The organism is Nocardioides sp. Z50_6, from assembly GCF_058215755.1.
This window is the reverse complement of sequence record NZ_JBZAJB010000003.1, coordinates 337,174-359,285: the sequence shown is the minus strand read 5'-3', so window position 1 is coordinate 359,285 and position 22,112 is coordinate 337,174. Positions and strand designations below refer to the sequence as shown.

General features: G+C 70.9%; 25 protein-coding genes. 2 read left to right on the top strand and 23 right to left on the bottom strand.

Annotated elements, in window-relative coordinates; all coding sequences use genetic code 11:
* Positions 1 to 23: 23 nt before the first annotated feature.
* Positions 24 to 1,208, bottom strand: a complete 1,185-nt coding sequence (locus tag AC4BGE_RS10740; protein ID WP_490575270.1) for a 3-hydroxyacyl-CoA dehydrogenase NAD-binding domain-containing protein — start codon at positions 1,206 to 1,208, stop codon at positions 24 to 26.
* 160 nt (positions 1,209 to 1,368) lie between these two features.
* Between AC4BGE_RS10740 and nucS the strand changes: the two genes are divergently transcribed.
* Positions 1,369 to 2,061, top strand: coding sequence for an endonuclease NucS (gene nucS / locus AC4BGE_RS10735; RefSeq protein ID WP_490569054.1), 693 nt, complete (start codon positions 1,369 to 1,371; stop codon positions 2,059 to 2,061).
* A 28-nt stretch (positions 2,062 to 2,089) separates the two neighbouring features.
* Here the strand turns inward: nucS and AC4BGE_RS10730 are convergent, their stop codons facing one another.
* From AC4BGE_RS10730 to AC4BGE_RS10720, 3 genes are all read right to left on the bottom strand, one after another.
* Entirely contained in the window at positions 2,090 to 2,314 is a 225-nt protein-coding gene (locus tag AC4BGE_RS10730) for a hypothetical protein (RefSeq protein WP_490569055.1), read from the bottom strand.
* Positions 2,315 to 2,396: 82 nt separating this feature from the next.
* Positions 2,397 to 4,406 (bottom strand): protein meaA, encoded by a 2,010-nt coding sequence (locus tag AC4BGE_RS10725; protein WP_490575269.1) that lies wholly within the window; start codon positions 4,404 to 4,406, stop codon positions 2,397 to 2,399.
* Positions 4,407 to 4,467: 61 nt separating this feature from the next.
* Positions 4,468 to 4,854 carry an STAS domain-containing protein gene (locus AC4BGE_RS10720; protein WP_490569057.1) on the bottom strand — a complete coding sequence of 129 codons (387 nt, stop codon included), beginning with the start codon at positions 4,852 to 4,854 and terminating at the stop codon, positions 4,468 to 4,470.
* A gap of 222 nt (positions 4,855 to 5,076) precedes the next feature.
* Here AC4BGE_RS10720 and AC4BGE_RS10715 point away from each other — a divergent pair, with 222 nt between their 5' ends.
* Positions 5,077 to 5,652, top strand: coding sequence for a cob(I)yrinic acid a,c-diamide adenosyltransferase (locus AC4BGE_RS10715; RefSeq protein WP_490575268.1), 576 nt, complete (start codon positions 5,077 to 5,079; stop codon positions 5,650 to 5,652).
* Positions 5,653 to 5,707: 55 nt separating this feature from the next.
* Here AC4BGE_RS10715 and AC4BGE_RS10710 read toward each other — a convergent pair whose 3' ends face one another.
* The 19 genes from AC4BGE_RS10710 to thrB form a co-directional block, all read right to left on the bottom strand.
* Positions 5,708 to 6,160 (bottom strand): DUF2550 domain-containing protein, encoded by a 453-nt coding sequence (locus AC4BGE_RS10710; RefSeq protein ID WP_490575267.1) that lies wholly within the window; start codon positions 6,158 to 6,160, stop codon positions 5,708 to 5,710.
* A 93-nt stretch (positions 6,161 to 6,253) separates the two neighbouring features.
* Positions 6,254 to 6,652, bottom strand: a complete 399-nt coding sequence (locus tag AC4BGE_RS10705) for a F0F1 ATP synthase subunit epsilon (RefSeq protein WP_490569060.1) — start codon at positions 6,650 to 6,652, stop codon at positions 6,254 to 6,256.
* A complete protein-coding gene (gene atpD, locus AC4BGE_RS10700; RefSeq protein ID WP_490569061.1) occupies positions 6,652 to 8,109 on the bottom strand; it encodes a F0F1 ATP synthase subunit beta in 1,458 nt (485 codons plus the stop codon). Before atpD ends, AC4BGE_RS10705 begins: the two co-directional genes overlap by 1 nt.
* Before the next feature lie 17 nt (positions 8,110 to 8,126).
* Complete coding sequence (locus tag AC4BGE_RS10695; RefSeq protein WP_490575266.1) at positions 8,127 to 9,062, bottom strand: F0F1 ATP synthase subunit gamma; 936 nt, start codon at positions 9,060 to 9,062, stop codon at positions 8,127 to 8,129.
* A gap of 3 nt (positions 9,063 to 9,065) precedes the next feature.
* Complete coding sequence (atpA, locus tag AC4BGE_RS10690) at positions 9,066 to 10,706, bottom strand: F0F1 ATP synthase subunit alpha (RefSeq protein WP_490575265.1); 1,641 nt, start codon at positions 10,704 to 10,706, stop codon at positions 9,066 to 9,068.
* A 61-nt stretch (positions 10,707 to 10,767) separates the two neighbouring features.
* Complete coding sequence (locus AC4BGE_RS10685) at positions 10,768 to 11,577, bottom strand: F0F1 ATP synthase subunit delta (protein WP_490569064.1); 810 nt, start codon at positions 11,575 to 11,577, stop codon at positions 10,768 to 10,770.
* Positions 11,577 to 12,110, bottom strand: coding sequence for a F0F1 ATP synthase subunit B (locus tag AC4BGE_RS10680; protein WP_490569065.1), 534 nt, complete (start codon positions 12,108 to 12,110; stop codon positions 11,577 to 11,579). Before AC4BGE_RS10680 ends, AC4BGE_RS10685 begins: the two co-directional genes overlap by 1 nt.
* Positions 12,111 to 12,158: 48 nt before the next feature.
* Positions 12,159 to 12,365 (bottom strand): ATP synthase F0 subunit C, encoded by a 207-nt coding sequence (locus AC4BGE_RS10675; RefSeq protein WP_309136429.1) that lies wholly within the window; start codon positions 12,363 to 12,365, stop codon positions 12,159 to 12,161.
* A 91-nt stretch (positions 12,366 to 12,456) separates the two neighbouring features.
* Positions 12,457 to 13,293 carry a F0F1 ATP synthase subunit A gene (gene atpB / locus AC4BGE_RS10670; protein ID WP_490575264.1) on the bottom strand — a complete coding sequence of 279 codons (837 nt, stop codon included), beginning with the start codon at positions 13,291 to 13,293 and terminating at the stop codon, positions 12,457 to 12,459.
* A 31-nt stretch (positions 13,294 to 13,324) separates the two neighbouring features.
* Positions 13,325 to 13,576, bottom strand: a complete 252-nt coding sequence (locus AC4BGE_RS10665) for an AtpZ/AtpI family protein (protein ID WP_490569067.1) — start codon at positions 13,574 to 13,576, stop codon at positions 13,325 to 13,327.
* 30 nt (positions 13,577 to 13,606) lie between these two features.
* A complete protein-coding gene (locus tag AC4BGE_RS10660) occupies positions 13,607 to 14,077 on the bottom strand; it encodes a hypothetical protein (protein WP_490569068.1) in 471 nt (156 codons plus the stop codon).
* Between the two features lie 97 nt (positions 14,078 to 14,174).
* Complete coding sequence (locus AC4BGE_RS10655; RefSeq protein ID WP_490569069.1) at positions 14,175 to 15,320, bottom strand: MraY family glycosyltransferase; 1,146 nt, start codon at positions 15,318 to 15,320, stop codon at positions 14,175 to 14,177.
* Positions 15,320 to 16,024, bottom strand: coding sequence for an L-threonylcarbamoyladenylate synthase (locus tag AC4BGE_RS10650; RefSeq protein ID WP_490575263.1), 705 nt, complete (start codon positions 16,022 to 16,024; stop codon positions 15,320 to 15,322). Before AC4BGE_RS10650 ends, AC4BGE_RS10655 begins: the two co-directional genes overlap by 1 nt.
* A 5-nt stretch (positions 16,025 to 16,029) precedes the next feature.
* Positions 16,030 to 16,896: a peptide chain release factor N(5)-glutamine methyltransferase gene (gene prmC, locus AC4BGE_RS10645; protein ID WP_490575262.1), complete on the bottom strand. Its 867-nt coding sequence runs from the start codon at positions 16,894 to 16,896 to the stop codon at positions 16,030 to 16,032.
* On the bottom strand, positions 16,893 to 17,966 hold the full coding sequence (gene prfA / locus AC4BGE_RS10640; protein ID WP_490575261.1) for a peptide chain release factor 1: 1,074 nt from the start codon (positions 17,964 to 17,966) through the stop codon (positions 16,893 to 16,895). Before prfA ends, prmC begins: the two co-directional genes overlap by 4 nt.
* Before the next feature lie 83 nt (positions 17,967 to 18,049).
* Complete coding sequence (rpmE, locus tag AC4BGE_RS10635) at positions 18,050 to 18,265, bottom strand: 50S ribosomal protein L31 (RefSeq protein WP_490569073.1); 216 nt, start codon at positions 18,263 to 18,265, stop codon at positions 18,050 to 18,052.
* A 144-nt stretch (positions 18,266 to 18,409) separates the two neighbouring features.
* The gene (locus AC4BGE_RS10630) at positions 18,410 to 18,781 is read right to left on the bottom strand and encodes a response regulator transcription factor (protein ID WP_490569074.1); all 372 of its coding nucleotides are present in this window, start codon (positions 18,779 to 18,781) and stop codon (positions 18,410 to 18,412) included.
* Between the two features lie 126 nt (positions 18,782 to 18,907).
* Positions 18,908 to 21,022 (bottom strand): transcription termination factor Rho, encoded by a 2,115-nt coding sequence (rho, locus tag AC4BGE_RS10625; RefSeq protein ID WP_490575260.1) that lies wholly within the window; start codon positions 21,020 to 21,022, stop codon positions 18,908 to 18,910.
* A 182-nt stretch (positions 21,023 to 21,204) separates the two neighbouring features.
* Positions 21,205 to 22,110 (bottom strand): homoserine kinase, encoded by a 906-nt coding sequence (gene thrB / locus AC4BGE_RS10620; protein WP_490569076.1) that lies wholly within the window; start codon positions 22,108 to 22,110, stop codon positions 21,205 to 21,207.
* Positions 22,111 to 22,112: the final 2 nt, after the last annotated feature.

Here is a 22,112-nt window from a genome sequence, read left to right as displayed (position 1 = left end):
GCGGCCACCACCGCGGGGTGCGACTAGGAGTAGTCGTGGAAGCCGCGCTTGGTCTTGCGGCCCAGGCGCCCCTCCGCGACGACCTGCTCGAGCAGCGCGGCGGGGGCGAAGCCGGCGTGCTTGAACTCGGCGTGGAGCTCCTTCTGGATCGCCAGCGAGACGTCGTTGCCGACCACGTCGAGCAGCTCGAAGGGACCCATCGGGAAGCCCGCCTGCTCCTTGACCGCGGTGTCGATGGTCGCCATCTCGGCCTGGTTGCTCTCGAGCATCTTCACCGCGTCGTTGAGGTACGGGAAGAGCAGGGCGTTGACGATGAAGCCGGCCCGGTCACCGCAGGAGACCGCGACCTTGCCGACCTCGACGCAGAGCGCGCGGACCGTCTCGTCGACGGCCGGGTCGGTGAGCTCGGTGGTGACCACCTCGACCAGCTTCATCACCGGGGCGGGGTTGAAGAAGTGCATCCCGATGACCCACTCCGGACGCGCCGTGGCGGCCGCGCACTGCGAGATGGGCAGCGAGGAGGTGGTGGTGGCCAGGATCGCGCCCGGCTTGCAGATGCGGTCCAGGTCGGCGAAGAGCTCGGTCTTGACCGCCAGGTCCTCCGCGATCGCCTCGACCACCAGGTCGACGTCGGCGAGCGCCTCGCGCTCGGTCGCGCCGGTGAGCCGGCCGAGCACCTCGGCCTTGGTCGCCTCGTCGAGCTTGCCGCGCGCGATCGCCTTGTCCAGCGACTTGGTGATCAGGGCCACGACGCCGTCGAGCTTCTCCTGGCTGCGGCCGACGTAGACCACCGGGTAGCCGCTCTTGGCGAAGACCTCGACGATGCCCGAGGCCATCGTGCCGGTGCCGACCACCCCGACCGTGCGGATCTCGTGCCGCAGCTGCGGCTGCGCGGCGGCGCCGGTGCCGTCCTGGGAGTCGACCGTGCCGGCGCCCGCGGCGACCAGGCTCTCCAGCAGCTCAGCGGGCCGGTGCAGCTCGTCCTGGGTCTCGGCGTACATCGCGGCGAGCTGGTCGCGCACGCTCTCCGGGCCGAGCTCCTCGACGGTGCTGAGGGGGCCCTGGGGGTAGCCGCAGCCGAAGCGCATGGCGGCGTCGATGTCGGCGCGCGAGGCGTAGCCCTCGGCGTACATCCGGAGCGCGTGGTTGAGGTAGGGCAGGACCAGCGTGCTGCTGATCTGCTCGTGGGAGGCGGCTGTCTCAGTCATGGCGGCATGATGACACGCAGCTACTGGCCGGTAGCGCAGGCTCAGCTCGTGAACGAGCACGAGTCGCACCATTCGTCCGATAAACGGACGGGCCCGCAGATCCTGTGCTCGCGACCCGCGCGCGCCGGTCGCCGCGCACGGGCGGGTAGATTGCTCGTCCGTGAGACTCGTCGTTGCCACCTGCCAGGTCGACTACGCCGGACGGCTGACCGCCCACCTGCCGATGGCCACCCGCGTCCTGATGCTCAAGTCGGACGGGTCGGTGCTCGTGCACAGCGACGGGGGCTCCTACAAGCCGCTGAACTGGATGTCGCCGCCCTGCACGGTGCGCGAGGGCACCACGGAGGTGGACGGGGCCGACCTCGCGGAGTGGACGGTCACCGGCAAGAACGGCGACACCCTGCGCATCCTCATCGAGGAGGTCCACCACGACTCCCGGCACGAGCTCGGGATCGACCCCGGCCTGCGCAAGGACGGGGTGGAGAAGCACCTCCAGGAGCTGCTGGCCGAGCACCCCGCCACCCTCGCCGAGGGCCTCACCCTGGTCCGCCGGGAGTTCCCGACCGCCATCGGCCCGGTCGACCTGATGTGCCGCGACGCCGACGGCCTCAGCGTCGCGGTGGAGATCAAGCGGCGCGGCGACATCGACGGGGTGGAGCAGCTCACCCGTTACCTGGAGCTGCTCAACCGCGACCCCCTGCTCAGCGCCAAGGGGCGGGTCCGCGGCATCTTCGCGGCGCAGGAGATCAAGCCCCAGGCCCGGGTGCTGGCCGGCGACCGCGGGATCGCCTGCGCGGTCGTCGACTACGACGCCCTGCGCGGGATGGACGACTCCGAGCACCGCCTCTTCTGACGGGACCGGGAAGCCCGGCCCGGGCGGCCTAGGCGGCCTTGGACTTCTTGCCGCCCTTGCCGGACTTGACCTTGGCCGGCACGTCCCCGACCTTCACCAGCCTCCGCTTGTGGACGGTGTAGCCGTCGGGAAGCGTCCCTTCCTTGAGCATGCGCAGGGGGCATCGACCGCAGCGGTCCTTGGACTCGCAGCACTTCTTCTTGGGCAGGCGAGCCACGGACTCGTCGGCCCGCTTCCCCTTGCTCTTCCCCATGCCCAGCACCGTAGCAGAAAATGAGGGTTGCCTAACCTCACCTGCGCGACCCGTCTCGGGTCGCGCAGGTGAGGCCGGCGCGTCAGTCCAGGTCGTTGGCCCGGCGGATGACGTCGACCAGGCCGTCCATGATCTCGGTGAGGCCGAAGTCCTTGGGCGTGTAGACGGCCGCCACCCCCTGGGCCCGCAGGGCCTTGGCGTCGGAGTCGGGGATGATCCCCCCGACGATCACCGGGAGGTCCTCCAGCCCGGCCTCGCGCAGACCCGCGAGGACCGCCGGCACCAGCTCCATGTGGGAGCCGGAGAGGATCGAGAGGCCGACGCAGTGCACGTCCTCGGCCACGGCCGCAGCGACGATCTGCTCCGGGGTGAGTCGGATCCCCTGGTAGATCACCTCGAACCCGGCGTCGCGGGCCCGGACTGCGACCTGCTCGGCGCCATTGCTGTGCCCGTCGAGCCCCGGCTTGCCGACCAGCAGGCGCAGGCGCCCACCGAGCTCCTCGCCGGTGGCCCGGACCCGGTCGCGGACGGCCCTCAGCTCGCTGCCCGCCTCGGCGACCCCCACGGCCCCCTGGACCCCGGTGGGTGCGCGGAACTCGCCGAAGACCTCGCGCAGCGTCCCGGCCCACTCGCCCGTGGTGACACCCGCGCGGGCGGCGGCCAGCGTGGCCTCCATCAGGTTCTTGTCGGTCTTGGCGTCGGCGGCCAGCCGCTCCAGGGCCGCGGCCACCTCGGCCTCGTCGCGCTGGGCCTTCCAGGCACGCACGCTCTCCCGGGCCGCCTCCTCGGCCGCGGGGTCGGCGGTCTGGATCGCCCCGTCGAGGTCCGCGGTCAGCGGCGACGGCTCGGTCGTCTCGAACCTGTTGACGCCGACGATGACCTCCTCGCCGGCCTCGATGCGCGCCCGGCGGGCCGCGTGGGCCGAGACCAGCTCCGACTTCATGTAGCCGGACTCCACCGCGGCGATGGCGCCGCCCATGGCCTGGACACGGTCCATCTCGGCGCGCGCGCCGGCGACCAGGTCGGCGACCTTGGCCTCGATGACGTGGCTGCCCTCGAAGATGTCCTCGTACTCCAGCAGGTCGGACTCGAAGGCGAGGACCTGCTGCAGGCGCAGCGACCACTGCTGGTCCCACGGCCTCGGCAGTCCGAGTGCCTCGTTCCAGGCGGGCAGCTGCACGGCCCGGGCCCGGGCGTTCTTGGACAGCGTGACGCCGAGCATCTCCAGCACGATGCGCTGCACGTTGTTCTCCGGCTGCGCCTCGGTCAGGCCGAGGGAGTTGACCTGGACGCCGTAGCGGAAGCGCCGCATCTTCGGGTCCTGGACGCCGTAGCGCTCCTTGGTGATCTCGTCCCACAGCTGCACGAAGGCGCGCATCTTGCAGGTCTCCTCGACGAAGCGGACGCCCGCGTTGACGAAGAAGGAGATCCGGCCCACGACCTTCTCGAAGTCCTCCTCGGAGACCTGGCCGGCGGCCTGGACCGAGTCGAGGACGGCGATCGCGGTGCACAGGGCGTAGGCCAGCTCCTGCGCCGGGGTGGCCCCGGCCTCCTGCAGGTGGTAGCTGCAGATGTTGATCGGGTTCCACTTGGGGATGGTGTTGACCGTGTAGGCGATCATGTCGGCGGTGAGCCTCATGGAGTGCTCGGGGCCGAAGACGTAGGTCCCCCGGGAGAGGTACTCCTTGATGATGTCGTTCTGCGTGGTGCCGGCCAGCTGGGCAGCCACCTCGGTCGGCTCCAGGCCGGGGTTCTGCTCCTCCGCGACGACCTGGTACATCGCCAGCAGCCACATCGCGGTGGCGTTGATCGTCATCGAGGTGTTCATCTCGGTGAGCGGGATGTCCTCGAACAGGCGCCGCATCTCGCCCAGGTGGGGCACCGGCACCCCGACCTTGCCGACCTCTCCCCTGCTGAGCGGGGAGTCGGGGTCGTAGCCGGTCTGGGTCGGCAGGTCGAAGGCGACCGACAGACCGGTCTGTCCCTTGGCGAGGTTGTTGCGGTAGAGCGCGTTGGACGCGGCGGCGGTCGAGTGGCCGGCGTAGGTGCGCATCACCCAGGGACGATCCTTGGCATGCAGGGGCTCAGTCATAGCCCTGATGCTAAGGCCCGCGCCGCGGGGCGGTGCGAGGTCTCGCTGTGGGAAACAGCACTCAGGCCGTGGCGGGGCGGCGCTCCACCTCGAGCACCCGGACCAGGCCCGAGAGATGCAGCATCCGGCGCACCGCGGGACCACAACCACGCAGGGTGAGGTGGTGCCCCTCCCGCAGGGCCTGCCGGGTCGCCACCGCGAGCAGTCGCAGCGCCGTGACGTCGACGGCACTCACGTCGGTCAGGTCGACCACCACGTCGGCCTCACGGTGACGCTCGAGGTGGGCGTAGACCGCGTTGCGCACCTCCAGGGTGCTGCGCACGTCGAAGTCCCCCCGGAGGAGAAGGATCGGTCCGTCGGCGACGATCTCCATGCCTGCCCCGCCCTTTCCGGCACCCGCCCGCCGGTCGTTGGAGACGTCCCCCGACGCCTCCACCTGGTCCGGCACCCCACCCCGATGTGGGGTGCGCTCGACCTCTAGACGTGTTATCTACCTCACATGGTTGGGCGACAGCCACATCATTACCTGGGCGTGGCGACCGACTGTCCGCTAAGCGGACAGCGTCCCGTCGACCCTTCGGTTAATGTGACAGAAGGGGTAAATGTGGCGGCTGAGGTCACGAACGGCGCGCCGGTATGCCGTCCCGCTCGCCGGGCTAGGCTCCCGGGCATGGTCAACCTCACCCGCATCTACACCCGCACCGGCGACGCCGGCACCACCCGCCTCGGCGACATGAGCGAGACGTCGAAGACCGATCTCCGGCTCGCCGCCTACGCCGACGTCGATGAGGCCAACGCGGCCATCGGCGTGGCCCTTGCCACCGGTGGGCTGGGCGAGGAGGTGAGCCGGGTCCTGACCCGGATCCAGAACGACCTCTTCGACGTGGGCGCCGACTTCTGCACCCCGGTGGTCCCCGAGCCCCAGTACCCGCCGCTGCGCATCGAGCAGGACTACGTCGACCGGCTCGAGGGCTGGTGCGACGAGTTCAACGAGACCCTGCCCAACCTGCGCTCCTTCATCCTCAACGGCGGCACCCCCGGCGCCGCCCACCTCCACGTCGCCCGCACCGTGGTGCGCCGGGCGGAGCGCTCCGCCTGGGCGGCCTGGGCCGAGCACGAGGAGTCGATGAACGTGCTGGCCATCAAGTACCTCAACCGGCTCTCCGACCTGCTCTTCATCCTGGCGCGGCACGCCAACGCCGCGCAGGGCGACGTGCTGTGGGTCCCGGGCGGCGAACGGGACTGAGCGCCCCGGGAGGCTCGACGGCCGCGCCCGGTCGGCGCGGTCGTCGGCGTCCGGGTCAGCGGATCGGGCGCAGGTCCCAGTTGGTTCCGGGCGGTCCGGCCTCGAGCCAGGCCTGGAGACCGGTGAGCGAGGAGCGGCTCATGGCCAGCTCCACCGTCCCCTCCGGGGTGTCGCAGGAGACCACCACGTGGTCGGCGTAGAGGGAGAGCTGCTCCGGCCCCTCTGGGGCGCGCTGGCCGGCGTAGGCCATCTTCTCGCGCTCCCAGACGTGGGCGGGACGGGGTGAGAGGGAGAAGATCCGGAACCACTCCAGGGAGTCCCCGGTGTACCTGCCCAGGCCCAGCACCCAGCCCCTTCCGGGGCGGTCGGTGTGGGCGCGATGGCTCAGCTCGAACGTCCCGCCGTGACGCGACAACGCCCGGCGCCGAACGATCAGCGCAACGCCGTAGCAGAGCACCAGGATCAGGAGCACGCCGATTACGTCGAGCGCCACGAGCCAGGTCGGCATCCCACCTCCTCACGGAATCGGCCCCCGGAAATGCAGCAGGGTGAGCCCACGGCCACCCGTGTGCTCACCCTACTGGTGTGGTTCTGCGCGTCGTCAGGAAGCCCGCTCGACCGCGCGGATCCGCGCCTCGGCGCGGCGCAGGGCCTCGGCGGCCTCCGCGTCGTCCTCGCCGGCCTGCCTGGCCCGGTCGTACTCCGCCCGGGCCTTCTCGAGGTCGATCTCGTGCGACATCTCCGCACGCTCCGAGAGGATCGAGACCCGGTTGTCGGCGACCGAGAGGAACCCGGCGTCCACCGCGGCCACCCAGGTCTCACCCTCCGCGGTCTGCACGTCCACGACCCCCTCGATGATCACCGAGAGCATGGGAGCGTGCCGGGGCAGGATGCCCACGTCACCCTCCGTGGTGCGCGCGATGACCATCTTCGCCTGCCCCGACCACACGAGGCGGTCGGCGGCGACGAGCTCCACCTGGAGCAAAGAGTCGGACGCCATCACAGGGACTTCTGGATCTCGGCCCACTTGGCCTCGACGTCGTCGAGACCGCCGCACATGAAGAACGCCTGCTCGGCCACGTGGTCGTACTCACCGTCGGCGATCTTGTTGAACGCCTCGATGGTGTCCTTGACCGGGACGGTCGACCCCTCGATGCCGGTGAACTGCTTGGCCACGTAGGTGTTCTGCGACAGGAACCGCTGGATGCGACGGGCCCGGGAGACGATGACCTTGTCCTCCTCGGAGAGCTCGTCGACACCGAGGATCGCGATGATGTCCTGGAGCTCCTTGTTGCGCTGCAGGATCTGCTTGATCCGGACGGCGCAGTCGTAGTGCTCCTTGCCGATGTACTGCGGGTCGAGGATCCGCGAGGTCGACGTCAGCGGGTCCACCGCCGGGTAGATGCCCAGCGACGCGATCTCGCGGGACAGCTCGGTGGTGGCGTCCAGGTGGGCGAAGGTGGTCGCCGGGGCCGGGTCGGTGTAGTCGTCGGCCGGCACGTAGATCGCCTGCATCGAGGTGATCGAGTGACCACGCGTCGAGGTGATCCGCTCCTGGAGCTGACCCATCTCGTCGGCCAGGTTGGGCTGGTAGCCCACGGCCGACGGCATCCGGCCCAGCAGGGTGGAGACCTCCGAGCCGGCCTGGGTGAACCGGAAGATGTTGTCGATGAAGAGCAGCACGTCCTGCTGCTGCACGTCGCGGAAGTACTCCGCCATCGTCAGCGCGGCCAGCGCGACCCGCAGGCGGGTGCCCGGCGGCTCGTCCATCTGGCCGAAGACGAGGGCGGTCTGGCCGATGACGCCGGCCTCCTCCATCTCGACGATGAGGTCGTTGCCCTCACGGGTGCGCTCGCCGACACCGGCGAACACCGACACACCACCGTGGTCCTTGGCGACACGGGCGATCATCTCCTGGATGAGCACCGTCTTGCCGACGCCGGCACCACCGAACAGGCCGATCTTGCCGCCCAGCACGTAGGGGGTGAGCAGGTCGATGACCTTGATGCCCGTCTCGAACATCTGGGTCTTGGACTCCAGCTGGTCGAAGGCCGGGGCCTTGCGGTGGATCCCCCAGCGCTCCTTGACCTCCAGGGTCTCCCCCTCGGCGAGGTTGAGGCAGTCACCGGTGGTGTTGAACACCTTGCCGAGGGTCACGTCGCCCACGGGCACCGTGATCGGGCCGCCGGTGTCGCGCACCTGGGAACCGCGGACCAGGCCGTCGGTGGGCTTCATCGAGATGGCGCGCACCATGCCGTGGCCGATGTGCATCGCGACCTCGAGGGTGATGGTCTGGGTCTCGCCGGCGAGGGTCAGATCGACCTTGAGGGCGTTGTAGACCGCCGGCATCGCGTCGGTGGGGAACTCGATGTCGACGACCGGGCCGATGACGCGCGTGATCCGTCCGACACCGCCGGCGGCGCCGGAAGACCGGGTCTCTTCAACAGTGGCAGTCATGTCTCTCTTCTCCGCATTCACTCTTGGCCGGCGTTAGCGTCGGCAAGGGCGTTGACGCCACCGACGATCTCGCTGATTTCCTGGGTAATGCCAGCCTGGCGGGCCTGGTTGGCGATTCGCTTGTACTTCTTGATGAGCTCGTCGGCGTTGTCGGTGGCCGACTTCATCGCCTTCTGTCGGGCAGCCAGCTCGGAGGCGGCGGCCTGCAGCAGGGCGAAGAAGATCCGGCTCTGGACGTAGCGCGGCAGGAGGGCGTCGAGGACCTCCTGCGCGGACGGCTCGAACTCGTAGAGCGGCAGGAGCTCACCCGTCTCCGGGGCCTCGGTGCCCTCGACGACCTCCAGCGGCAGCAGGCGCACGGCCTGCGGCTCCTGGGTGAGCATCGAGCGGAACCGCGTGAAGACCACGTGGACCTCGTCGACCCCGGCGGGGGTGTTCTGGCCACCCTCCTTGTCCTCGTCCTCGTTGAGGAAGGCGGAGATCAGGGTCGCGCCGATGTCGGCGGCCACGTCGTAGGTCGGCTGGTCGGAGAACCCGGTCCACGCCTGCACGACCTTGCGCTGGCGGAACCTGTAGTAGCCCTCGGCCTTGCGTCCGGTGACGTAGAGGTCGACCTCCTTGCCCTCCTCGCGCAGCTTCTCGACGAGGCGCTCGGCCTCGCGCAGCACGTTGGAGGCGTAGGCCCCGGCCAGGCCGCGGTCGCTGGTCACGACCAGGACCGCGGCACGGGCCGCGTTCGCCGGCTCGGTGGTCAGCGGGTGGTCGACGTTGGAGAACGTCGCCACCGCCGACACCGCCCGGGTCAGCTCGCGGGCGTACGGCGCTGCCGCCTGGGCCCGCTGCTGCGCCTTGATGATCCGCGACGCGGCAATGAGCTCCATGGCACGCGTGATCTTCTTCATCGACTCCGTCGACTTGATCCGCGCGCGGTACTCACGTACCGAGAGAGCCATGCCTCAGCCCCGCTTCTGCTTGACGATCTGCTCCTGCTCGACGTCCTCGTCCTCGAGAGCGACGTGCTCCTCCTTGCCCGCCTTGATCGACTGGCCGTCCGAGGTCTCGAACTGGTCGAGGAAGGAGTCGTAGGCGTCCGACAGCTGCGACTCGGTCGAGTCCTCGAACTTCTGGGTCTCCCGGATGCCGGCGAGGATGCCCTCGTGCGAGCGGCGCAGGTAGTCGAGGAACTCGGTCTCGAAGCGGAGCACGTCCTCGGTGGGCACCTTGTCCAGGCGGCCCGAGGTACCGATCCACAGGGAGACGGTCATCTCCTCCAGCGGGTACGGCGAGTACTGGGGCTGCTTGAGCAGGGCCATCAGGCGCTGCCCGCGGTCCAGCTGCTGACGCGAGGCGGCGTCGAGGTCGGAGGCGAACATCGCGAAGGCCTCCATCGCGCGGAACTGCGCGAGGTCGACCTTGAGCGAGCCGGTGACGGCCTTCATCGCCTTGGTCATCGCTGAGCCGCCGACGCGCGACACCGAGACACCCACGTCGATGGCGGGGCGCTGGTTGGCGGCGAAGAGGTCCGACTGCAAGAAGATCTGGCCGTCGGTGATCGAGATGACGTTGGTCGGGATGAACGCCGAGACGTCGTTGGCCTTCGTCTCGATGATCGGCAGGCCGGTCATCGAGCCCTTGCCCATCTCGTCGGAGAGCTTGGCGCAGCGCTCGAGCAGCCGGCTGTGCAGGTAGAACACGTCGCCCGGGTAGGCCTCACGGCCCGGCGGACGGCGCAGCAGCAGCGACACGGCGCGGTAGGCCTCGGCCTGCTTGGTCAGGTCGTCGAAGACGATCAGGACGTGCTTGCCGTCGTACATCCAGTGCTGGCCGATGGCCGAGCCGGTGTACGGGGCGAGGTACTTGAAGCCCGCGCTGTCGGAGGCCGGGGAGGCCACGATGGTGGTGTACTCGAGCGCACCGGCCTCCTCGAGGGCGCCGCGCACGGAGGCGATGGTCGAGCCCTTCTGACCGATCGCGACGTAGATGCAGCGCACCTGCTTGTCCGGGTCGCCGGACTCCCAGTTCTGCTTCTGGTTGATGATCGTGTCGATCGCGATCGTCGTCTTGCCGGTCGCCCGGTCGCCGATGATCAGCTGACGCTGGCCGCGGCCGATCGGGGTCATCGCGTCGATGGCCTTGATGCCGGTCGCGAGCGGCTCGTGGACCGACTTGCGCTGCATCACGTCGGGCGCCTGGAGCTCGAGCGCACGACGCTCGTGCGACTCGATCTCGCCGAGGCCGTCGATCGGCTTGCCGAGCGGGTCGACGACGCGGCCGAGGTAGCCCTCGCCGACGGGGACCGAGAGGATCTCACCGGTGCGGCGGACCTGCTGGCCCTCCTCGATCTTGTCGTAGTCACCCAGGACCACGACACCGATCTCGCGGGTGTCGAGGTTGAGCGCGATGCCCAGCGTCCCGTCCTCGAACTCGAGCAGCTCGTTGGCCATGACGGAGGGCAGGCCGCTCACGCGGGCGATACCGTCCGCGGCCTCGGCCACGCTGCCGACCTCTTCGCGGCTGGCTGTCTCGGGCGTGTAGTCCGACACGAAGCGCTGCAGAGCGTCCCGGATCTCGTCCGGACGGATCGAAAGCTCCGTCATTTCCTCATCCTTACTTTCGTGTGCTCGAAGTTCTTGAGTGGGTGGACCCTGGTGGTCCGGCTCAGCCGGCAAGCGCGCGACGAGCGTCGTCGAGCTTGCTGGCCACCGTGCCGTCGATGACGTCGTCACCGATCTCGACACGGATCCCGCCGATGACCTCGGGGTCGACGACGACGTTCAGTTGGATCTCACGGTCGTACTGGCGGCGAAGCGCGGCCGCCAGCCTGTCCTCGTCGGCCTGGGAGAGCGGCTTGGCCACCCGCACCGTCGCGACCCGCTGGTTGTGGATCGAGGCCGCGAGGTGGCGGTAGGCCTCCAGGGCCATCGCCACGGTGCGGTGGGTGCCGGCCAGGGCCTGGTCCACCAGGCTGAGCGTCGCCCGGAGCGCCTTGCCACTCAGCAGGCCGCGCAGCAGCTCGCGCTTGTCCGAGATCGACCGGGCGGGGTCGGCCAGGGCGCTGCGCAGGTCGGGGTTGACGTTGAGCACCTCGCCGAAGGCGAAGAGCTCGTCGGCCAGCCGGGCGGAGTCCGACCCGGCCGACTTCACCGTGGAGGTGACTCCGAGCTCCTCCAGCACCAGGGCCAGGTCGCGGGGCTGGGTCCAACGCTGCGACACAGCCTGCTCCACGACGCTGAGGGCGCCGGCGGAGATCTTGTTCCCGAAGAGCTGCCGCACGAGGCCGGCCTTCGCCGCGGAGTCGACCGAGACGTCGGTCGTGACGCGGCGCAGGCCGGGCTCGCTCCGCAGCACCTCGGCCACCGAGAACAGGTCGTGACCGACCTCGGCAGCGTCGGCCCCACCGGCCAGGGCGGCGTCGGCCACCCGGGACAGTGCGGCGTACGCCTCGGCGGAAGCACCACGGAAGGACATCAGTTGGCGCCTTCCAGCTCGGCGAGGAAACGGTCGACGACACGCTGCTGGCGCGCCTCGTCGTCCAGGCTCTCACCGACGATCCGACCGGCGAGCCCCGTTGCCAGGACCCCGACCTCAGCCCGCAGCGAGGTGACCGCCTGCTGGCGCTCGGCCTCGATCTGGGTCTTGCCGTGCTCGACGATGCGGGTGGCCTCGGCCTGGGCCTGGTCCCGCATCTCCGCGACGATGGCAGCACCCTGCTCACGCGCCTCCTCACGGATGCGCGCGGCCTCGTGCCGGGCGTCGGCCAGCTGCTTCTCCAGCTCGGCGAGCTTGGCGTCGGCCTCGGCCTGCTTGTTCTCCGCCGCGGCGAGGCCGCCCTCGATGGCGGCGGTGCGCTCGGCGTACGCCTCCTCGAAGGCCGGCATGACGAACTTCTTCACGAGCACCACGAGGGCGATGAAGAAGACGGCCGCGAGGACGATCTCGATCGGGTGCGGGATGAGGGGGTTGAGCTCCCCACCCGCCGCCCGGATGACCTCAGTCTGCATGGGCAGGTCCTTTAGTTCGGATCAGGTCGGATGTCGGCCAGGCCTACGTCAGCTGAGGACGAAGGCGAGGGCGATACCGATGATGGCGAGCGCCTCGGCCAGGGCGAAGCCCAGGATGGCGATCGGCTGGAGACGACCCTGCGCCTCGGGCTGGCGGGCCACGCCGTTGATGTACGCGGCGAAGATCAGGCCGACGGCGAGGCCGGGGCCGATCGTCGCGACGCCGTAACCGAGCATGTTGAGAGAGCCACCCACGGCTTCTTCCTTTCGTAGTTCCCAGTGTTGGGAGTGTGTTGGTGTTCGGTTGGTTCTGCCAGGTCGGACAGCGCCCGACCGAGTCTGGGGATCAGTGCTCGTCGGCGAGGGCGCCGGCGATGTACATCGACGTCAGCAGGACGAAGACGTAGGCCTGGAGGAACATGACCAGCATCTCGAGGACGCAGATGACCATGAACATCACGAAGGAGAGGGCGCCCGCGGCGATGTAGACGCCACCCATCTCGGCGATGAGGTACTCGCCGCCGAGGGCGAAGAGGAGGAGCAGGATGTGGCCGGCGAACATGTTGGCGAACAGACGCAGGGCCAGCGTCACCGGGCGCACGAGGATGTTGGAGAAGAACTCCAGCGGGATCAGGAGCAGCAGGACCGGGCCCTTCATGCCGCTCGGGACCGTCTGCAGCTTCAGGTAGCTGCCGAAGCCGTGCTTCTTGATGCCCACGTAGTTGTAGACGGCCCAGGCGATGATCGCCAGGGTGTAGGCGATGCCGGCGCGCGACATGGTCGGGAACTGGATCAGCGGGAAGAGCCCGAAGTAGTTGTTGACCAGGATGAAGAAGAACATCGAGACCAGCAGCGGCACGAACCGCATGAAGTCGTGGCTGCCGATGTTGTCGCGGGCCAGGCTGTTGCGGACCAGGCCGTAGCCGAGCTCCCCGACGTACTGGAGCTTGCCGGGCACCACGGCGCGCTTGCGCGAGGCGTAGTAGAAGAACGCGAAGACCACGATGACCGACAGCGCCAGCTGGAGCATCGGCTTCGTGACACCCAGGTACATGGTCTCGCCCAGGAACTCGAACGTCGGTGCGTTCTCCTGGTTGTAGCCCACCGGGGGGAGGTTGAAGTCGCCCGGACCCGGGGGGACGAACCCCTCGGTCCGCATCGCGCTCATCGCGATTGCACTCACGCTGTCTCCTGTGTCTGCCGCACTGCTGATTTCAGTTCGAGTTGTCGTCGCGAGCCGGTGGTGCTGCGAATGTCTTCCAGGTCATGTAGAGACCCAGGGCCGCGCCCAGCACGATGCCGAGGCCCACCATGAAGCTGGTGCCCCACCACTGGTCGAGGCCCCACCCGACGAGTCCGTAGACCAGCACGCCGGTGAGCACGTAGCTGAACGCTCGCCAGGGATCCTGGCTGGGCTGTCCATCCGAGTCTTCGGCGTGACCCTGGGGAGTGTTCTGTCGAGCCATCGCGATCCGGACAATAGCAGCCGTCGAGGGTCATCTCGCACCCGCCTCCGTGCGCTCGGACGTGCGCGTCTCGGGCAGGTCGTAGATCAGCACGCGGGAGCGCGCACTGATCCAGATCTGGGCGCACACCCAGGTGAGCGTCACCACGACCACCCCGGCGACCAGCCACTCGGGGTGCAGGGTGTCCCCCAGCGCGCCGGAGCGGTGGAAGGAGAGCAGGACGGCCCCCAGCACGGTGATCTGGAGCCCGTAGGTCAGCAGGGCCACCAGCAGGGAGGCGCTGGGCATCAGGTGAGCCACCACGTGGACCACGAAGGAGCCCGTCACCAGCACGGTCAGCACGGCGCCCGCCCCGGCCGCTGCTCCCAGGGCGCCGCTGCGGCCCCCGAGCAGCGCCGCCAGGGCGACGACCGCGAGACCGAGGCCGACGGCGACGAGAGCCGCCGCGAGCAGGACTGCGAGACCGGGGTCCCGGTGGTCCTGCTTCGTCTCGGTCGACATGTCGGCGGCCGTTCCTGTGGAGGGCGAGGGCATGCCCGCCAGGTGCCGCGGGCGCTCGTGAAAACTATCACAAGCCTCGGGCGGCTCCGAATCGGGCTCAGGACTCCTCGGACGGCGTCGCCGCCGGCTGGCTGGGGGCGTGCACGTTGGGGAGCAGGAAGGTCACCCCGAGGGTGAGGAGCGTGGCGACCACCAGCCCGACCACCACCGTGGGCCCGGTGTAGAGGCTGGTGACCACTCCCCCGAAGCCGATGAGAGCCGCCCAGGTCCACATGATGAAGACCGCGCGCCGCTGCGAGTGCCCGATCTCGAGGAGCCGGTGGTGCAGGTGCTGCTTGTCCGGGGCGAACGGCGACCGGCCGGCGCGGGTGCGGCGCACCACGGCGAGCACCAGGTCGGCCATCGGCACCAGCAGCAGGGAGACCGGGAGCAGCAACGGGAGCATCACCACCCATCCCGCCGTGCTCCCCTCCCGGCCGAAGGAGATCTCCGAGCCCACGAACTGGCCGGTGAGGGTGAGCGCACTGGCCGAGAGCACCAGCCCGAGAAGCATCGAGCCGGAGTCGCCCATGAAGAGCCTGGCCGGATGGAAGTTGTGCGGCAGGAAGCCGAGGCAGGCCCCGGCCAGCGCCGCGCTGAGCAGGGCGCCGGTGGTGGCCAGGGTGACCCCGTTGAGGTCGGAGAGCTGGTAGCAGAAGAGGAAGAAGGCGCAGGCGCCGATCCCGACCACGCCCGAGGCCAGGCCGTCCAGCCCGTCGACGAAGTTGACGGCGTTGACCGTCGAGACCACCACCACGACGGTCAGCAGGGCTCCCTGGGTGGGGTCGAGCGCGAGCTGCCCTCCCCCGCTGTCGGGGAAGAAGTAGAACTTGACCTCGAAGAACACCAGCAGCCCCGCGGCCAGCACCTGGCCTCCGAGCTTGGTGAGCGCGTCGATGTCGAAGATGTCGTCGAGCACCCCCACCGCGCAGATCAGGGCGCCGGCGCCCAGCACCACAGCCACGTCGCGGAAGACGAACGGGTCGCTGCGCGAGAGGAACGGCAGCTCGCGCGCGACGACGAAGGCCGCGACCAGCCCGCCGAGCATCGCCAGGCCGCCCAGGTAGGGGATCGGCTCGTCGTGCACGTCGCGGTCGCGGACCGCCGCGACCGCGCCGGTGCGCAGCGCGATCTCGCGGGCGATGACCGTGAGCAGGTAGGTGCTGGCGGCGGCGACCAGGAAGACGAGGAGGTACTCGCGCATCAGTCCCCGCTCGGCCGGGTCTCGGCGCCGGTGTCCGTGGAGGCGTCGGTGCCGGGCTCCCCCGCCAGCGCCATGCCGAGGGGGGCCAGCACCGCGTCGAGCGCCTCGGCGTCCAGCGCCCCCCAACGCAGGACGACCGGGCGGGTGCCGGTGACGTCGAGGATGGTCGACGGCTCCCCGCCGGCCGAGGGTCCGCCGTCGACGAAGACCTCGACCCTGGCCCCCAGCATCCTCTCGGCCTCCTCGGCGTCGCGCGCGGGAGGGCGACCGGTCAGGTTGGCCGAGCTCACCGCCAGCGGCCCGGTGCGCTCGAGGACCGCCAGGGCCACGGCGTCGTCGGGCATCCGGACGGCGACGGTGCCGCGGGTCTCCCCCAGGTCCCACTGCAGCGAGGGCTGCTGGTGGCAGACCAGCGTCAACGCACCCGGCCAGAACGCCTCGACCAGGACGTGGGCGTAGTCGGGCACCCGGGTGGCCAGCGCCTCAAGCGTGGCCGGACTGCTCACCAGCACCGGTGGCGGCTTCTCACGGCCGCGGCCCTTCGCCTCGAGCAGCGCCCGGACGGCGCCGGCGTCGAAGGCGTCCGCGCCGATGCCGTAGACGGTGTCGGTCGGGATGACCACCAGCTCCCCGCGGCGCACCGCGAGGCTGGCGGCCTCGATGGCCTCGTCGCGCTCGGCTTCGGTGGAGGTCGGGAGTCGCATGGAGATCATCGTGCCAGTCGCGCCGTCACGTAGCGCGGGCGACCGGCCAGGTCCGGGTGGTCGCGCACCTCGGTCCACCGGTCGGCGGCCACGAAGACCTCCGGGGCGCTCTCCCCCTGCGCGTCGGCGTGCTCGGCGCCCAGCACGCCGCCGGGCCGGAGCAGCACCGCGGCCCGGCGCTCCAGCACCCGCATGGCGTCCAGGCCGTCGTCGCCGGAGAAGAGAGCGGCGTGGGGGTCGTGGTCGCGGGCCTCGACCGCGACGGACTCCCAGGCCTCCAGGGGGATGTACGGCGGGTTGCACACCACCACGTCGACGGCGCCGAGGAGGTCCTCGAACGCCTCGGCCATGTCGCCCTGGCGCAGGTCGACGCCGGTGCCCTCGAGGTTGCGGGCGGCCCACGCGTGCGCGGCCGGCTCGAGCTCGACCGCGTGCACCGCCGCTCCGGGCACCTCGTCGGCGATGGCGCGGGCGATCGCTCCCGAGCCGGTGCACAGGTCGACCACCACGGCGCCGCGCCCGGTCTCGTGCTGCACCTCCCGGGCGGCCTCCACCGCCCATCCGGCCAGCAGCTCGGTCTCGGGCCGGGGGACGAAGACGCCCGGCCCCACGGCGAGCTCCACGTAGCGGAAGCCGGCCGAGCCGGTCAGGTGCTGCAGCGGCTCGCGGGCCGCCCGCCGGGCCACGAGCTCCTCGAGCCGGGCCAGGGCGTCCGGCGGCACGTCGCCGACCAGCGGGAGCTGTCCGAGGGGGACGCCGAGGACGTGCGCGAGCAGCTCCTCGGCGTCGCGCTCGGGGCTGCTCACCCCCGCGTGCCGGAGCCGCTCGGCGGCCTCCCGACGGGCGGACCTGGCCGGGACCGGGGCGCTCACGACTCGAGGGCGTCCAGCCGCGCGGCCAGGTCGGCGTCCAGGCAGCTGGCCAGCACCGGGCCCAGGTCGCCGTCGAGGACCTGGTCGAGGTTGTGGGCCTTGTAGCCGGTGCGGTGGTCGCTGATCCGGTTCTCCGGGTAGTTGTAGGTCCGGATCCGCTCGGAGCGGTCGACCGTGCGCACCTGGCTGCGACGGGTCTCGCTGGCCTCAGCGGCGGCCTCCTCCTGGGCCGCGGCGAGCAGCCGGGCACGCAGGATCCGCATCGCCTGCTCCTTGTTCTGCAGCTGGGACTTCTCGTTCTGGCAGCTGACCACGATCCCGGTGGGCACGTGGGTGATGCGCACCGCGGAGTCGGTGGTGTTGACGCTCTGACCGCCGGGACCCGAGCTGCGGAAGACGTCGATGCGCAGGTCGTTGTCGTCGACCACCACGTCGACCTGCTCGGCCTCGGGCATCACCAGCACGCCGGCCGCCGAGGTGTGGACGCGCCCCTGGGACTCCGTCACCGGCACCCGCTGGACCCGGTGCACCCCGGCCTCGAACTTCAGCATCCCGAAAGGGGCCTCCCCCGGCTCCGGCGTGCCCTTGGCCTTCACCGCGACCGTCACCGACTTGTAGCCGCCCAGGTCCGACTCGTTGGCGTCGAGCACCTCGGTGCGCCAGCCGCGCTGCTCGGCGAACCGGGTGTACATGCGCAGCAGGTCGGCGGCGAAGAGCGCGGACTCCTCCCCGCCCTCGCCCGACTTGACCTCGAGGATCGCGTCCTTGGCGTCCGAGGGGTCGCGCGGGACCAGCAGGCGGCGTAGCCGCTCCTCCGCGGCGGTCCGCCGCTCCGCGATCGCCTCGGCCTCCGCGGCGAACTCCGGGTCCTGGGCGAGGAGCTCGCCGGCCGCCTCGGCGTCCTCCCCGAGCTGCTTCCACTCCCGCCAGACCGCGATCACCGCGGAGAGCTCGGCGTAGCGCTGGTTGAGCGTCTTGGCCAGCCGCTGGTCGGCGTGGGTCTCCGGAGCACCCAACCGGGTCTCCAGCTCTTCATGCTCCCGGACCAGACCTTCCACGGCCTCGAACAAGGCTCCTCCTCCACTCGCGACGGACGACGAAATCGCGAACGCCGGTCACCACACTCTGGTGGGGACCGGCGTCCGTGGAGCAGCTACTTCTTGGCAGCCTTGGCGTAGCGGGCCTCGAAGCGGGCGACGCGGCCGCCGGTGTCGAGGATCTTCTGCTTGCCGGTGTAGAACGGGTGGCACTGCGAGCAGACGTCGGCACGGATCTTGCCCGACGTGGCAGTGCTGCGGGTGGTGAACGCCGCGCCGCAGGTGCAGGTGACCTCGGTCTCGACGTACTCCGGGTGGATGTCCTTCTGCATGTCATCTTCCTCTCGAGGTCGCCGGGTCGTGCCGCCTGGTGCGAGCACGTGAACCGGAACCGACGCACAAGTGTGCCACCCGCGACAACGCAGGCGTGAATCAGGGCATTCCCGCCGCTGCGGACCGGTCCGGTCCGGGCGCGGTCAGCGGGCGCGGGTCAGCAGCGCCTGCACGCGGGAGGCGAGCTCGCGCGGGCTGAACGGCTTGGTGATGTAGTCGTCGGCACCGGAGTCGAACCCGGTCTCCACGTCGGACTCCTGCGCCCGGGCGGTCAGCAGGATCACCGGCAGGTCGGCCAGGGCGGGGTCGTTGCGGATCACCCGGACGGCGTCGAGCCCGGACATGCCAGGCATCATGACGTCGAGGACGGCCAGGTCCGGGCGCAGCCGCTGCACCTCGTCGACCGCCGAGGCACCGTCGGCCACGGCGACCACGTCGTGGCCCAGGGTGGAGAGCTTGAACTCCACCAGCTCTCGGATGTCGACGTCATCGTCCGCGACAAGAATGCGTGCCATGGTGTTGGTGATCCTCCTGCTGGGTGTGCCCACAGCGTAGGTGCTCGGCCGCTCAGCCGGGCGGAAACGGCCACGTGTGACCTACGACGCTCAACCTTCCTCAAAAAGAGGTAGTGACTGGGCCCCTCAGGAGCCGCCACCCGCACCGAGCTCGGCCCCGGCCTTCTGCACCCAGGTCAGCAGCTCGATGTTGCTCTGCGACTTCGCCAGGCGCTCCGCGAGCAGCTCGGCGCCCTGCTGGGCGCCCATCTCGGCCAGGGCACGGCGCAGCTTCCAGACGATGGCGAGCTCCTCGGCGCCCATCAGCTGCTCCTCCTGCCGGGTCCCGGACCGGACCGGGTCGATCGCCGGGAAGGCCCGCCGCTCGGCCAGCTCGCGGCTCAGCCGCAGCGTCATGTTGCTGGTGCCCTGGAACTCCTCGAAGATCTCCTCGTCGGTCCGCGAGCCGTTCTCCACGACCGCGGTGGCCAGGATCGTCAGCGAGCCCCCGTCCTCGATGTTGCGGGCGGCACCGAAGAACCGCTTGGCCGGGTGGAGCGCGGCCGCGTCCACCCCGCCGGGCAGGGTCCGGCCACCGGCCGGCGCCGTCGCGTTGTAGGCACGACCGAGCCGGGTCAGCGAGTCGAGCAGGACGATCACGTCGTGCCCGAGCTCGACGAGCCGCTTCGCGCGCTCGATCGCCAGCTCGGCCAGGATGGTGTGGTCGGTCGCGGGGTGGTCGAAGGTGGAGGCGATCACCTCGCCCTTGACCTCGCGCCGGAAGTCGGTGACCTCCTCCGGGCGCTCGTCGACCAGCACGACCATCAGGTGGCACTCGGGGTTGTTGGCGCTGATCGAGCCCGCGATCGCCCGCAGCACCCGGGTCCGGCCCGCCTCGGGCGGGGCGACGATCAGGCCGCGCTGCCCCTTCCCGATCGGCGCCGCGAGATCGATCGTGCGGCCCACCAGGTTGTCGGGGCCGGTCTCGAGCCGGAGCCGGTCGGCGGGGTGCACGGGCGTCAGCGCGTCGAACTCGGGGCGCTCCCGCGACGCCTCCGGGTCGGTCCCGTTGACGGAGTCGACGCGGACCATCGGGTTGAACTTCTCCCGGCGCTCGCCCTCGCGCGGCTGCCGGACCTGGCCGACGATGGCGTCGCCCCGTCGCAGGCCGTACTTGCGCACCATCGAGAGCGACAGGTAGACGTCGTCGGTGCCGGGCAGGTAGCCGCTGGTCCGCACGAAGGCGTAGTTCTCCAGGACGTCGAGGATGCCCGCGGCCGGGACCAGGACGTCGTCCTCCAGGATCGTGGTGTCCGGCTCGTTGCGGCTCCCCCGCGCCACCGGCTGGCGCTCCCGGCCGCGGCGTCGGCGGTTGCGCCGGCCACCGGGCTCGTCGTCGCCGAGGTCGCGCTCCTCGCGCGACTCCGCCTCGTCGTGGTCGTGGCGGGGGCGCCGCTCCTGCTTGGCCTGCTGGCCGCCCGAGCGGTCGCGGCCGTCCTGCTTCTCGCCGCCGGCCTTACGCCCGTCCTGCTTGCCGTCCTGCTTGCCGTCCTGCTTGCCGTCCTGCTTGCCGTCCTGCTTGCCGTCCTGCTTGCTGCGGCCCTGCTGACCGTCCTGCTTGGCGCCGTCCTGCTTGCCGCCGTCCTGCTTGGCGTCCTGCTGGCCGTCCTGCTTGGCGCCGTCCTGCTTGCCGCCGTCCTGCTTGGCGTCCTGCTTGGCGTCCTGCTTGGCGTCCTGCTTGGCGTCCTGCTGGCCGTCCTGCTTGCCGCGGCCCTGCTGGCCCTCCTTGCCGCCCTGGGCGGAGCGGTCCGCCGTGGCACGCTCCGGCTGCTCGCCGGCCGGCTGACGGCTGCGGGTGCGCTCGCGGCGCGTCACGGTGATCGTGGGCTCGCCGCCCGAGGACTGCGTGGCGTCGTCCGCCTGAGCCTCCCGACCGGCGCGGGTGGGCTCCGCGCGGGTGGGCTCCTCACGGGGCGGCTCGACCCGGGCCTTCGCCCCGCGGGTGGACTCCTCACGGGCCGGCACGTCGCCGGCCGGCTGGGTTCGTGACCCCGCCTGCTTCGCGGCGCCGTCGCCCTGACGGCCCTTGATCGCCTCGATCAGCTGGGCCTTGCGCATGCCGCCGGCCCCGGCGACACCGAGCTGCTGAGCCATCGCCTTGAGGTCTGCCAGCAGCATGGCGTTGAGCCCGCCGGCGCGCTTGCGAGGGGCGTCGTTGGCGGGCTGGGTCGCCGGGCTGGTCGGGTCCGGGGTTTCGCTCACGTGAGGTCCTGCCGTCTCAGTGCCGCGCGGCCAACACCGCCGGCTTGGGGGGCTCCTCACCCGTGCTGGACGTGGACCCAAAGGTTCACGGCGAGCCAGGTGGAGGAGAACTGCACCGGGGCGATGGACCACCACGATCGGTGCGTACGCCGAGTGGCGCAGGCCTCACGTTAGCACCGGACTCAGTCCGCGAGCACGAGGGCGCCGTCGGAGGAGATCTCCAGGTGGTGCGCCGCCCACCCCGCCGGCGCCCGGCCGAGGAGGTCGGGCACCGAGGCGCGGTCGGTCAACGCCAGGACCGTCGGCCCGGCACCCGAGACGACCGCCGGCACCCCGGTCTCGCGCAGGCTGCGCACCAGCGCCAGCGTCCCCGGCATCGCGGGCTCGCGATGGTCCTGGTGCAGGCGGTCCTGGGTGGCCACCAGCAGGCTCTCCGGGCGGCCGGAGAGCGCGGCCACCAGGAGCGCGGCCCGGCCGGCGTTCTCGGCGGCGTCGGCGTGACTGACCGTGGCCGGGAGAAGCCCCCGGGCCTCCGAGGTGGAGACAGGCTGCGGGGGGACGAAGGCGACCGTGGTGAGCCGCGGGTCGACGGCCGCCCGGACGGAGAACCACGCGTCGCGGTCGCGTCCGGAGATGGTGAACCCGCCGTACAGTGCCGGCGCCACGTTGTCGGGGTGTCCCTCGATGTCGGCGGCGAGGGAGAAGAGCGTCTCGTCGTCGAGGAGCAGCGCACCGCCTGCGACCAGCGCCCGGGCCAGCACCAGCCCGGCGACGATCGCGGCGGAGGAGGAGCCGAGGCCCCGGGCGTGCGGGATCACGTTGCGGCAGCACAGTTCCAGCCCCGGCGGCGCGGCCTCCATGGCGGCGAAGCCCACCCGCATCGCCCGGACCACGAGGTGGCTCTCGTCGCGCGGCACCCCGGCGCTGCCCTCCCCCTCGACCTCGACCCGCAGGCCCTCGTCGACCACCCGGGCGGTCAGCTCGTCACGCAGCGACAGGGCGAGCCCGAGGGTGTCGAAGCCCGGGCCGAGGTTGGCCGAGGTCGCGGGCACCGTGACCCGCACGGGCCCCGGGACGAAGGTCGCCACCG